Below are 13,601 nucleotides of genomic sequence, written 5' to 3' on the forward strand. Positions count from 1 at the left end.
AAATTTTATTGTTTATTACAATTTTTACTATTTTTTATGATTTTTTATTATTTTGTCAATATTGTTTCTCTTAATCTTATTTCTCTTAAAAGAAAAAACAACAAATTTATAATATCTTCAAACATAATATCCATATAAATGATTACTTTTTGGAGATGCTAATTTGAAAAAGACAAAGATTATAGCAAGCATTGGTCCAGCATCTGATTCTGTTGAAACAATGACTGAAATGGTTAATAACGGCATGGATTGTGCACGCATTAACCTTAGTCACGCTACAGAAGAGAGCATATTGAAAACAATAGAAGTTATCAGGGAAGTTCGCAAGATATGCAATCGGCCTATTGCCATTATGTATGACACCAAAGGGCCGGAATTCAGAACATTGGAATTTGAATCTGAAGGAGTGACTCTACAAAAGGGAGATCCCATTAGGATGAGCAAAACATGCATACTCGGAAATAAAGAAGAATTCGGAGTCAATCATAGTGAAGCAATCGACCTGATAGAAGTTGGAAACAAGGTGCTTATAGACAATGCTCTTCTTGAATTGGAAGTCATAGAAAAGCAAGAGGACCATGTTGTTTTGGAAGCTTTAGGAGACGGAGACATTAAAAACCATAAGACAGTTAATGTTCCTGGAGTTGACTTGAAATTGGATTTCATTAGCGAAGCTGATGAAAGGGATATCTCCTTTGCAGCAAAGCATTCCTGTGACTATTTGGCTTTATCCTTTGTAACTTCAAAAGAGGATGTTATTGCAGCACGTGAAATAATTGAAGAATCAAGTGGAGATGCTCTAATCATTTCAAAAATTGAAAGCAACAAGGGAATTGAAAATATAGATGAGATCATTGAAGCCTCTGATGGAATCATGGTGGCTCGTGGAGACTTGGGAGTGGAAGTTTCACTGGAGAAATTGCCAATGCTTCAAAAGGGAATCATTAAAAAATGCCGTGAAAAGGGCAAATTCGCTATCGTTGCTACTGAAATGCTTGCTTCAATGTATGAAAGCCCAAGGCCTACAAGAGCTGAAGTTTCAGACGTGGCTAATGCAATATTGGACGGAACCGATTGCGTCATGCTATCTGGAGAAACCACTGTCGGAAAGCATCCTGTGGAATCCGTTGAAATAATGAGCAGAATCTGCAAATATGTTGAATCAACTATCGATTATACAAAGCATACTGCATATAAGGGAACAATAGAAGTTAGCGATACAATTGCCAAATTGGTTATAGAGGCAGTTGAATATTTAGACATTAAATTGATAGTTACACCTACCATGACCGGTTACACTGCACGTAAGATCAGTAATTTCAGGCCAAACCCCATTATATTAGCTTGCTGCCCATCTAAGCATATTGCAGAGAAAGTGGTTTTGAACTTTGGAGTTAAGGCTGTGATAACAGACATATTCAGCAACACCTCAGAAATGGCAAGAAACCTTAAGAAAATAGCTAAAGAGGAATTCAATTTAAATAAAGGGGATTTAATAGTGATTACTGGAGGATTCCCATTAGGAGAAAGTGAAAAAACCAATTCCATAAGAATAGCAGAAATAGATTTCTAAAAATGGAAACCTATATCAAAATCAAGATTTAAAAACTTATTAATCAGTTCAATGATAAATAGTATTGAAATTAGTGTGTTTAATTTAATCTTTTTTTAATTAAAATAAATGTAAATATTACTGCAAAGGTTTTAATATGAACTATCCAAGATTGTATGAAAATGATGTTTTAGAAGAAGAGATATATGATATTGTTTGCGAAGGCCAAGATTATATTGAAGCCATTAGAGAAAACAATTCTTACCCATATCACTATTTCCTTTCTCCAATAAGACACAACCTCTTTCAATGGTATCCATTTAAAAAAGAGGGAAGCTTACTGGAAATAGGAGCAGGATATGGCCAATTAACCTCATTATTCACAAAAAAGCTTGATCATGTTGTTGCTGTGGAAGATAGCCAGTCCAAATGCAATCTCATTTCCAAAAGAGCTGAAGATGCAACTGTTTTGCTTTCTGACTTTGATGATATTGAGTTGGATGAAAAATTCGATTATATCGTTTTATGCAATATCTTTGAATATGCAAAATCCTTTGTTGAGTCTGAAAACCCTTATGTGGACTATCTAAACTATCTTAAAGGATTTTTAAAGGAAGATGGAGTCATCTTGCTTGCTATAAGCAATCGTATAGGATTGAAATACTTTGCAGGATATGAAGAGGAACATACAAATCGCTTGTTCAGTGGAATCAATGGATATGAAAATGAAGATTCCGTTCAAACATTTACAAAAAATGAGCTTGAAAACATCATAACAAATGCAGGTTTTCCCAATTACAAGTTCTTTTACCCATATCCAGATCATGAATTCCCTGAACTTGTCAATACTGACAAATTGATAAATGAAATTCCATTTACAGGAGCGATTGAGTTTTCAAGGAAAAGATATATCCTTTTTGATGAAAACAATCTCAATTTGGCATTATCAGAAGATAATCTATCCCAATATTTTGCCAATTCATTCCTCGTTGAAATCAGGAAATCAGATAATGATTATCCAACCGATAATATGGATTTAATAAAAATAGGTGCACAACGAAAAGAGGAATTTAACATTTATACAATCATTTGGTCTGATGGAAAAGTATCAAAAACACCTATTTCAGCAAAAGCAAATGATCACATAAAAAGAATGGTTGAAGGAAGCAAATACGATATAGGGAAAATCAAATGCTTGGATGCTGAACTTATAGATGATTCCTTGTATTATGATTTCATAAATCAAAAATCCTGTGAATACATGATTCTTGACTTTATTGCTAAAAACGATAAGGTGAAATTCTTTGAATTGATAGAAGATGTATATGATGCCTTGTTTTATAATTCCTTTGAAAGCGACGAATATGGCACTAAAGAGTTCCTAAAAGTCTTCAAAGAGAAATCTGACATTAAATTCCATTGCCATGAAAAATCATATCTTGATGTGATATTAGGCAACATGTTTATAATTGATGGAAAATTCACCGTTATTGATTACGAATGGATTTATGATTTCCCTATTCCTTTGGAATATATATTCTATAGGACATTCAGTTATCATTTTTACAGCAGCAAATCATTTAGGGAATTCACAAGCTTTGAAGAGATATTTGAGCATTTCAATTTAGATACTGAAAATCTGAAATTATTCAAGAGATGGGAACTCAATTTCCTAGGATACATATTGAATCGTCCACCATTAACAAGATCTGAAATAATGCCTTTAGAAGATGTGGAAAAAATAGATTTGCTTCAAAAGGAAATTGAATTGAAGAATAAGGAGATAATAAAGAAAAATAAAATGATTAATAAGAAAGATAAAGAATTAAAAAGCTTATTAAATTCAAATTCATGGAAAATAACAAAGCCATTAAGAAAGTTTAAATCAATTTTTAAAAAATAGATAATAAAAATGTAAAAATATAAAAAATATAAAAATAGAGAAAAAGAGAAAAGAAAAAGTTTTATCAAACTTTTTTTTAAAAGTTTGGAATTATAATAACTCTTTTCTTAAGTCAATAGTGTCCTTTAAGTCTGGTCCAGTTGAAATGATTGTTACTGGAACTCCAGTCTCTTGTTCTATTTCTGAAATGAAAGCCTTGGTTTCTGCAGACAATTCACCATAATCCTGTACACGAGCACAGTCAAATAACTTATCAACACAGGTTAGAGCTATTTGGGTAGCTCCATTTATTCTACAGGATTCCTTAGCAAGTTCCATATCGAAGTAACCGATTCTTCTACGTCTTCCAGTTACAACACCATACTCTTCAAGACCTTTGCTTTCAGCTTCCTCTTGAGTCATTTCTGTTGGGAAAGGACCTTCTCCAACACGGGAAATGTAGGATTTGAATACATTGATGACCTCATCCACTTTAGTTGGCCCTACACCCACATCTGCTGCAAAAGTTGATGCAGTGGTGTCTTTGCTGGTTACAAATGGATATGAACCGTAATAAAGTGAAAGTGCAAATCCTTGGGAACCTTCAATGAATACGTCTTCCCCATTATCAATAGCTTCATTGCATGCGAGAGAGACATCAGCAAGGTAATCTTCAAGTTCAGGAACATCTTTTGCAAGGCCAACTGACCTCATTACACGGTCTGAATTAGCTGGTCCGCAACCAGATCCTGTACTTCCAATCTTTTTAGCCAAATGTTCGGAATTTTTATCTCTTGACATGTGCTCTTCAGTGATTATAGCACATCTTGGGTCTACAACCATTCTTTCCTTTACATTGTATTTCTTCAAGTCTTCGAATTCCTTAAATAAAACATCTGGGTTTACTAAAACTCCTGCACCGATCATGAGTTTAGCGTCTTTATGAACAAAACCAGATGGAGTTAATCTTAAACCATATTTTTCTCCATTGAATTCAACAGAATGCCCTGCATTTGGTCCAACACCTGCACGGGCAATAATGCTTGGCTTATCATTATCACAGAGATAGGTAATGCATTTTCCTTTACCTTCATCTCCCCAAGCTCCACCAACTAGTATACTACAAGTCATTTAAAATCTCCTTTTTAAAATTATTTTTAGTTAGTTTTGATAGTTTTTATATAGTCTTAAGCATAGTTTAAATAATTGTTTAAATATTATAATTTTAATTAGTTTTTTAGTATAATCTTAAGTACAATTTTAAGTATAGTAAGTTGTTAAATATAGTTCAATAACCATATATATTTTATTTTTTAACATTAATAAATATTATCATGACATGAAAATTTATAAAAAATAGCTTGAAATAATTATACAAAAATATAGAAAAATAGTGGAATCCAATAGGAAAAGTGAAGATTTTTAAGCATCTTCCAATATTTCCAATAGCTTTTGAAGATAGAGGTATCTCTCGTATTTGAATTGCTCATTGCTTGCTAAAAAGGCATCCAAGACATGTGAATTCATTTGCCGCAAAATGGATAACTGAATAATGTTCTTTACATCCTCATCAATCTTTCCCTGAAGAATCAATTGCCCAAAACCAGTGGCAATTATTGTATAATCAAGACTCATCAATTCCTCATAAAAATCCATATCCTGGATGATTTTCAATATATTTTCACTTTCAATGATGTCATCGTTAAAGTCTTCCAATTCCAAATCCCAAGACTCTAAAATCCATATGAAACATTCGATTATTGGAGTTTTTGGATTTTCAGCCAACCAGTTTGATATTTCACAAAATGCAATATACGCCTCTTCACATCCAAAAGGAGAAAGTTCATCAGTGGCATCCCAGAAGAATTTATAGTCAGCAATCTCTACTGCACGCTTATTAGGCACTTCTCCAAAGAAATGGCTGTTGTCTTCCAAATAGTTATAACCTTTTTTCAATTGTTCCATAAATACACCAAAACGCTTACTTTAGAGAGAATCAAAATCATACTTCCTTTAGAGGAAACTCTTCGCAAAGAGGATCTTCATCATACTCCTTATCAGTTCCTTTCTTGTTCCAGTAATCCAAATAATACATCATCCAAGTATTTGAAACCCTTTTAATCTCATCATCATCCAATGCTTCAAAATCATTAAAGAAATTGATGAAGTCTCCACCTACAGCAATAGCTATTTCCTCACATTCAAAGGACAATATGAAATCATTATTCTCATTCTCATTTCTTTTATCTGCAAAAACCTTTTTAAACTTGTATTTTGCTTCAATTTCGGTTAAATAATCATGATTCTGGAATTTGAATCCCTTGACTTTTTTTGAAAATTCCTGATAGAAATAGGGATATCTTAAATAGAGATATTCATTGGAATTCAACAATTGATTCAGATAATCATCATCAAATCTTAAGAAATCAAGATTTTCCTTTTCATTAAAGAACAATGCCAAATAAATGTTTTGACCAAATCGAATGGCTAATTCTCCCCTATATGAATTGTCTAAAATAGGCCTTGAGGATAATTTGAGATTCTCAAATTCAAGATAAAGTGAATTTGAATTGTCATCTATTTCAAGCCAAACCCATTTTCCCTGTGAAATGGCATCTTCAATAATATCTTTGGATCTATTGTTCATTTTCTTCACTGTTTAATCTAATAAAGTCTTCAAGGGCTCCATCCATTGAATAATCCTTTCCATCATATTTCTTTTTCCAATTGAAATTTTCTATTTCAATTATTTCATCTACGGATTCAGCCCAATTGATTTCAAAACCATAGTCTTTCAAGGTTTTAACAATCTTTTTAGCTATTTCCAAACCTTTCTTTTCATCATATTCAAAATCACCAAATGCAATATTCAATGCATTCTCCTCAATTGCAATTTCAATGTCTTCAAAGGTATAGAAACAAAATCCTATAGGTTCATACTTATTGTTTTTCAAATGTGTAAACAGTTCAAATGAATCCTGAATCCCCTCTTCAATGTCATAACCGGCATTATGAATGGAAATGATCTTTTCCCTTGTCAAATCATCAAAGGCCTTGCTTAATTTGATAAAATCATCTGAATCCTCTTTCAATTCCTCTAGATTTTCCTTATTTTCCAAAAGAAGATTTGAAATAAGATCTTTAGAAATATCCTCTTCAATAAACTCATCATCAATTATCTCTAAAATCTCATCATCACTATAAAATCCAATTTTAATCAATAGCTGAATTTCATAATTGATCTCATCAATCAGTTCCTTATCCATAATAACACCCATTAGACTTTAATTAGATAAATATAAGCAAATTATAAAAAAAGTAGAAAAATAAAAAATAAAAAAATAGGAATCATTAAGCCCTAATGATTTTAATGGTATAAATGTTTTTTCTTTCAGTCAAAGTGACAACTATCCTGTCATCTCCAACCTTAACAATACAAAACTCATCTCTGTACTTGTATTCATAACCTTTAATTTCAGAATAACCTCTCAAAGCCTTTAAATGATTTACTTCAAATTTACGATGGAAATCATTAATGACATTTGCAAATACGTCAATATCATCAGTGATCTCTATCTCATCAGACTCAATGGTTACAAAGAAAACAAAGCCTCCATAATTAACAGCACAATATGCATCATTGCTAAAGAGGGAAGATACTGTCATATTCAATATATGAGCTTCAGTCAAGTTTGCTGAGAATACATTTTCAGAAAATTGGGGAACATTCTGTTCTTGGCCAAATTCCTTTATAGCCTTTGCCTCTTCAATAAAGTCTTCTGGAAAACCTATATCCTTATTATCCCATGCCCATGACCATGTATCCTCATCAGGGTCCAAGAATCCAATCAATTGAATAGGAAATTCCTTTTCGCCAAATTTGACAATTCCCTTTTCAATATCCAATTCAGGTTCAGCATCTCCAACAATGTCTGATAATATTTCCTGCTTTTCTAATGCCAAAGCACCATATTTAGAGAATAAATCCTGTAAATCATCATTTTCTTCAATTAATAAAGAATTAACTTCCATTTTTTCACCAATAAAATAATAAATATAAAATAAAATAGAAATGAGAAGAATATAACTCAAATTATCAAAGATTAGAAAATCTAGAAGGATAATTTAGAGATTCTACTCATAGCTTCCTTAGTGTTTTCTAAAGTGTTGAATGCAGTTAATCTTAAGTAACCTTCACCGCTTGGACCGAATCCGGAACCAGGAGTGCCTACAATATTAGCCTCTTCCAAGAGCAAATCAAAGAAGTCCCAGGATTCCATGTCGTTTGGAGTCTTTACCCAAATGTAAGGGGAGTTCACTCCACCATAAACATTCAATCCAATATCGGATAAGCTTTCACGAATGATTTTAGCATTTTCCAAGTAATATTCAATGTTTGCCATGATTTCCTTTTGTCCTTCTTCAGTGTAAACTGCTTCTGCAGCCTTTTGGACAGGATAGGAAACACCATTGAACTTAGTGGTTTGTCTTCTGTTCCATAATGCATTTACTGATTGCTCAATGCCTTCAGCATCCTTAATCTTGATATCCTTAGGAACAACTGTGTAAGCACAACGTGTACCAGTGAATCCTGCAGTTTTTGAAAAACTTCTGAATTCAATAGCAACTTCCTTTGCACCATCGATTTCATAGATTGTATGAGGCACATCATCTTCGGTGATGAAAACTTCATATGCTGCATCGAATAGGATAAGAGCATCATTTTCCTTAGCGTACTCTACAAATTTAGCCAATTGGTCTTTTGTTAAAGTGGTTCCGGTTGGGTTGTTTGGGAAACAGAGATAGATTAAATCCACTGGTTCTGAAGGAAGTTCCGGAACGAAGTCATTTTCTTCTGTGCAAGGAAGGTAAATGATATTCTCATACATTCCATCATCTTTAATGTTGCCTGACCTTCCTGCCATAACATTGGTGTCAACATATACTGGATAAACAGGGTCAGTAACTGCAATCACATTATCCAATGCGAATATTTCCTGAATGTTACCTGTATCACATTTTGCACCGTCGGAAATGAACACTTCATCAAGGTCTAAGTCCACTCCCCATTTATTAAAGTCATTTTTAATGATAGCTTCAGCTAAAAAGTCATAACCTTGTTCTGGACCGTAACCCATAAAGGTGTCACCATCTGCCATTTCATCAACAGCATCTTTGAAAGCCTTGATTACAGTTGGGACTAAAGGTTTTGTAACATCTCCAATACCCATTTTAATAACGTTTTTATCTGGATTTTCTTCCATGTATTTAGCTGCACGTCTATTTACTTCAACAAAAAGATAACTATTTTGCAATAAAAGATAGTTTTCATTAATTTTAACCATGTTTTTACCTCAGACTAATTTAAAAATTTAAATAATTAAAATCATTAGTTAATAAAAATCTAAAACACCAAAATTACAATTAATATAATCCCACTTCGAATAACTAAAATCTCTAAAATTAACTTAATTAATAATTTCTAACTAGATTTCTAACTATTTAACACTTAATTATTTATTAAATATATTATTTAAAATTGTGTATTAAAAAGGGAAAAACTTGGAAAAATCATACAAATTTTTAAAAAGTTATGCCTCTTAAAAAAAATATAAAACTAATGTATAAATAAAATAAAAAAGATATACATATAATACTATAAGATAATGTATGACTTACCCATATTGTTTTATCAATATGTCATGAGAAACATGCATTATCCTATATTATGATTACATATTGCCCTATCCCATTTCATGCTTAGATCATAGGGCAAATCAATATATTAAAATAAGATTAATTCGGTGAAAAAATGAAGGAAATAACAGCAATACTGCTTATTCTTATAGCACTTATTGGAATCATTTCCATAATAATTGTTAAGATATACTATAAGGATAAGGAAAAAGACAACGAGGAAGAAAGATTAGCAGAATTCATCAATAGCACAAAAGCGGACTATGACAATGAAAAACGTGCAAGAACCAGAAAAGCACAAAGAAGGAACCGTGCTAACTTAAGTGAAGCTCAATTATATGCAAACACTATTGATGATGTTGAAAATGGAGATGTAGGTGGAACAACTGCTTTATTGAGACAAAGGGCAAAAGCTATGGATGAAGCTCCTCAAAAACAAGCTAGAAAAGTTAGAAGAGCCCAACCTGTTCCTAAAAAGGTCCCTAGAACCCCTGAAAGAGTAAAGACCCAAATGGAGAAGGAAGAAGAGGTTAAATCTTTCCAGGAACCTATTAAACCAGAACATACTGCAACCATTAACAGTGCAAGACAAGGAGAAAAACAGCCTGAAGCTCGTCAAGTGCCAATGACTGAAAAGCAAAAGGAATTCATCTCTGGCGAAACTAATAAGTTAGTCGTTGAAGAAGGTGAAGGCACTGTAAAAGTAGTTAAGTCTGTAAAACCTGCTGAAACCATTGAAGAAATTAAGGAATCTGCAAAAATTGAAGAGGAAGCTCAAGCAGAAGAGGCTGTTGAAGCTGAAGCAGAAGCAAAAGATGAAATCGTTCAAAAAGCTGAAGCAGACACTGCTGATTTAATCAAAAAGATTGAAAAAGCTAAAGAGGATGTTGAAGAGAAATTAGCAGACATTTCATCTGAAGACATTGAAGCGGTTAAAGAAAAAATGGCTAAAGAGGAAGAGGAAGCTGAAACTCCAGATATCGGAACCACTATTGAAAAGATCAAACAAGCATCTGAAGCTAAGGAAGAATCAAAAGCAGAAACCGAAGCTAAAGTGGAAGAAGTCAAAACTGAAGTAAGCGAAGCTCCTAAAGCTGAAGAAACTTCCCAAACTGCAGAAGATTCCTATCATGATGATTTACATATCCTCTTAAATAAGGAAGAGCCAGTTGAAGTTGATGAAAGTCCTGAAAATGACTTTGTTACAATCAATTCAGGAAATGAAGAAAAACTCTCTACAGGAAATGAATTGATTAACAGTGCAATCAAATCCATCAGAAACTTCAGAAAAGCAAATGCTCCACAACAACCAACTGTAGTGGAAACTAAAGTTGATATCGTTCCTGATGATTATGCTCAAGACTTAGGAGATGGAATTGAATACATTGGAGATACAATTACAATAACTCCTATCCATGAAGAGGAAAGAGACTTAGCAAAAACTCAACCTAACGAAGATGTAGACAAGATCTATAAGGAAATCAATAAGGAATCCTACAATAAGACTGATGATGAGGAATTATCTGATTCCTTCGAAGATGTAACTGATGAAACATCTGAAAAAGATGCAAATGTCTACACTAAAGAGGACTATAAAAAGATAGAAGCTAAGGAGAAAGAGAAAGTACGTAGAGCAGAAAACACTAAAAAGATTTTAGGATCAAAAGGCATTAGCGAAGAAGATCTCCGCAAAAGATCTGAAGCTAAAGCTAAATCCAAACGTACAAGAAGAGCTGCTCCTGCTGAAGAGCCTGTAGAAGAAGGTCAAAAAAGATTGATGATGCATAAGGCTAAAACCGATGTTGAAGAAGTGTACATCAATGGTACCTTATTTGAACTAAAAGTAGGTCAAATTGTTATCTTTGACATTAATGGCGAAAGCTATTCAAGCCAAATCTTAAGACTCAAGCCAGGCTACATTGGAATAAGATACAGATCTAAAAAGATTTGGGTCAAATCCAATACAGTTAAAAAGATTTTAAAATAATTAAATAGTTTAAATAGCTTTAATTCTATTTTAACTATTTTAATTTATTATTTTAAAAACTAAAATTAAATTTTATAATTTTTATTTAAAAAGAATAAATTTATTTAACTAAAAAAAAGCCGAATTAATCTTAAATAAATTTATTTCCTTCTTTTATTTTTTTAAAAAAGCGTTTATTTTTACTTAATGTCTTATTTTGCTTTTTACTTTACCTTTTTTTACTTGTTGATATTAAGCAAATTAGAATAATATTCTATAGTTTTATCCAATCCTTCATCTAATTTTACATTAGGTTCCCAATCCAACTCTTTTTTTGCTAAAGAGATATCCGGTTTTCTTTTGCTTGGATCATCACTTGGCAATGGGCAAAATATAATCTCAGATTCGGAATTGGTCTTTTGAATGACCTTTTGAGCCAAATCAAGAATAGTGAACTCTTCAGGGTTTCCAAGATTAACCGGTCCTAAAAAGTCTTCTCTTGAATTCATCATCCTATAGAGTCCTTCAATCATGTCATCGATATAGCAGAAGCTTCTTGTTTGACTTCCATCACCATAAACAGTGATGTCTTCTCCCTTTAAGGATTGTATGATGAAATTGGAAACAACCCTACCGTCATATGGATCCATGTTAGGACCGTAAGTATTGAAAATCCTTACAACCTTAATTTTAGTTGAATAAATTCTGTTAAAATCAAAAAATAGTGTTTCGGCTGCTCTTTTTCCTTCATCATAACAAGCTCTAACCCCAATAGGATTTACATTGCCTCTATAAGATTCCTTTTGAGGATGTTCCAATGGGTCCCCATATACTTCACTAGTACTTGTCTGAAGGATTTTAGCATCATTTTCAAAAGCAAGCTCAAGCAAGTTCAAAGCACCTATAACATTTGTCTTCAATGTATCAATAGGCCTATTAAGATAGTGGGGAGGGCTTGCAATTGATGCCAGGTTATATATTTCATCAATGCTTTCATCAATCTCCAAAGGCTCTGTGATGTCATGCTTTATAATGCTAAATGAGGGGGAATCAAAATCCTTTACATTATCCATGTTACCTGTAGAGAAATTATCTACACAGATAACCTTTTCTCCTTTATTGAGCAAGTAGGAACAAAGGTTTGAACCTATAAATCCCGCTCCACCACAGACCAAAATTGTTTTCATAGTTTTACCCATTAAATATTATGTTTCAAATATTAAATATATTGCATAGAATAAAAAAAAAAAAAAAAATTATAATTTTCTAAGGAAATTCATGAATGCCCTTAATGGTTTTGTTAATTTCCAACTTTTAGAGGACAATAAACTTTTATTAAAGTCATTTAACTTCTTAATCTCTTTCTTTAATTTCTTATTGTCCTTATTTAGCTTCCTATTCTTTTTCTTTAATGATTTCAATTCCTTATTCGGATTCTCATTATTTGTTTTCAAGTCATAAAGCTCATTTCTTAAATCATACTCAAAATGATTATTGGATTCAATAACATTATTGAATAAGCTCTTGTTTTTTGCATATAATGAAGAATAAAAATCATAGTATTTTTCATGGCCAATGATCTTTTCAAAATCCTTTTTCATTTCTGTGAAGAAAAATTCCTTGAACTCAACCATAATCAAATTATAACGGGTGTTGATGAGCCTAACCTTTCTATTGTATAAGAATTCCTTAAAATCTTCAAAATGGCCATAATCCATGAATGTTTTGAAAATTAGGTTATTTGTTTTGATTGTATGAACACTTTTCTCATTATGGGAATGAACTAAAGAACTTGAATGAACCCTTCTTGTATAAAGGATTTTATCATAGAAATAAATTCTGCTGGAATTGAACATTATCTCCCAAAAGAAGATATTGTCATGATAAATCAATTCCAAAGGAAATTGTGCACCGCTTTTCTTAATCAAATCATGACTGTAAAGCTTGGACCATGGAGTGACACATATATCAAAAATTGTATTTCCGATATCTCTCCAGTCAAAAACATCATCCCCTACTACTTCATGCAATCTAGGCATTGTAAAATAGGAATCTTCAAAATATTTATCAGTATCCTGATCATAATTGATTGCTTTAAAGATTACAAAATCCAATTCCTTTTCTTCCATAATGTTATAAAGCTCTTCAAGTGCATTTAAGTCAAGAATATCGTCAGCATCCATAAAATAAACATATTTCCCTTTTGCTTTGCTAAGGCCGGTATTTGTAGCTCCACCGGGACCTTGATTTTCCTGTGTGTAGACTTGAACACGGCTATCCTTTGAAGCATAGTATTCCAATCGCTCCAATGTAGTGTCAGTTGATCCATCATCAACACAGATAATCTCCAAATCCTCAAAGCTTTGATTGATTATGGAATCAAGAGCCTCATCCAGATAATCAATAGCATTGTATGCAGGAATAATAACAGATATTTCTACCATAAATACACCAAACAGTTCAAAATAATATGAATCTTAAATAAAACTAAAGAATTAAAAAAA

11 protein-coding genes are annotated in these 13,601 nt (G+C 32.3%); 3 read left to right on the top strand and 8 right to left on the bottom strand.

Going from position 1 to position 13,601, the window contains the following annotated elements:
• The first annotated feature begins 163 nt into the window (after positions 1-163).
• Positions 164-1,573 (top strand): pyruvate kinase, encoded by a 1,410-nt coding sequence (gene pyk / locus Q0409_RS03035; protein ID WP_298534932.1) that lies wholly within the window; start codon positions 164-166, stop codon positions 1,571-1,573.
• Between the two features lie 136 nt (positions 1,574-1,709).
• Positions 1,710-3,455, top strand: coding sequence for a cyclopropane-fatty-acyl-phospholipid synthase family protein (locus tag Q0409_RS03040; RefSeq protein WP_298534934.1), 1,746 nt, complete (start codon positions 1,710-1,712; stop codon positions 3,453-3,455).
• 90 nt (positions 3,456-3,545) lie between these two features.
• Here Q0409_RS03040 and Q0409_RS03045 read toward each other — a convergent pair whose 3' ends face one another.
• The 6 genes from Q0409_RS03045 to Q0409_RS03070 all read right to left on the bottom strand — a co-directional run bounded on the left by Q0409_RS03045 (position 3,546) and on the right by Q0409_RS03070 (position 8,779).
• On the bottom strand, positions 3,546-4,565 hold the full coding sequence (locus Q0409_RS03045; RefSeq protein WP_298534936.1) for an adenylosuccinate synthetase: 1,020 nt from the start codon (positions 4,563-4,565) through the stop codon (positions 3,546-3,548).
• 291 nt (positions 4,566-4,856) lie between these two features.
• Complete coding sequence (locus tag Q0409_RS03050) at positions 4,857-5,399, bottom strand: hypothetical protein (RefSeq protein WP_298534939.1); 543 nt, start codon at positions 5,397-5,399, stop codon at positions 4,857-4,859.
• A gap of 37 nt (positions 5,400-5,436) precedes the next feature.
• Positions 5,437-6,081, bottom strand: coding sequence for a hypothetical protein (locus Q0409_RS03055; protein WP_298534941.1), 645 nt, complete (start codon positions 6,079-6,081; stop codon positions 5,437-5,439).
• A complete protein-coding gene (locus Q0409_RS03060) occupies positions 6,071-6,700 on the bottom strand; it encodes a DUF6891 domain-containing protein (RefSeq protein ID WP_298534943.1) in 630 nt (209 codons plus the stop codon). The genes Q0409_RS03055 and Q0409_RS03060 overlap by 11 nt, the downstream gene beginning before the upstream one ends.
• An 85-nt stretch (positions 6,701-6,785) precedes the next feature.
• Positions 6,786-7,466 carry a DUF6882 domain-containing protein gene (locus Q0409_RS03065; protein WP_298534945.1) on the bottom strand — a complete coding sequence of 227 codons (681 nt, stop codon included), beginning with the start codon at positions 7,464-7,466 and terminating at the stop codon, positions 6,786-6,788.
• An 80-nt stretch (positions 7,467-7,546) separates the two neighbouring features.
• A complete protein-coding gene (locus Q0409_RS03070; RefSeq protein WP_298534947.1) occupies positions 7,547-8,779 on the bottom strand; it encodes an LL-diaminopimelate aminotransferase in 1,233 nt (410 codons plus the stop codon).
• A 467-nt stretch (positions 8,780-9,246) separates the two neighbouring features.
• On the opposite strand from Q0409_RS03070, the gene Q0409_RS03075 reads away from it, so the two are divergent.
• Complete coding sequence (locus Q0409_RS03075) at positions 9,247-11,118, top strand: hypothetical protein (protein WP_298534949.1); 1,872 nt, start codon at positions 9,247-9,249, stop codon at positions 11,116-11,118.
• Positions 11,119-11,336: 218 nt separating this feature from the next.
• Here Q0409_RS03075 and Q0409_RS03080 read toward each other — a convergent pair whose 3' ends face one another.
• Both Q0409_RS03080 and Q0409_RS03085 read right to left on the bottom strand, forming a co-directional pair.
• The gene (locus Q0409_RS03080) at positions 11,337-12,284 is read right to left on the bottom strand and encodes a UDP-glucuronic acid decarboxylase family protein (RefSeq protein ID WP_298534951.1); all 948 of its coding nucleotides are present in this window, start codon (positions 12,282-12,284) and stop codon (positions 11,337-11,339) included.
• 69 nt (positions 12,285-12,353) lie between these two features.
• Positions 12,354-13,541 (bottom strand): glycosyltransferase family 2 protein, encoded by a 1,188-nt coding sequence (locus Q0409_RS03085; protein ID WP_298534953.1) that lies wholly within the window; start codon positions 13,539-13,541, stop codon positions 12,354-12,356.
• Between the last annotated feature and the right edge of the window lie 60 nt (positions 13,542-13,601).

Origin of the sequence: uncultured Methanobrevibacter sp. (assembly GCF_937898925.1) — an archaeon.
Classification (GTDB): Archaea; Methanobacteriota; Methanobacteria; order Methanobacteriales; family Methanobacteriaceae; genus Methanobrevibacter.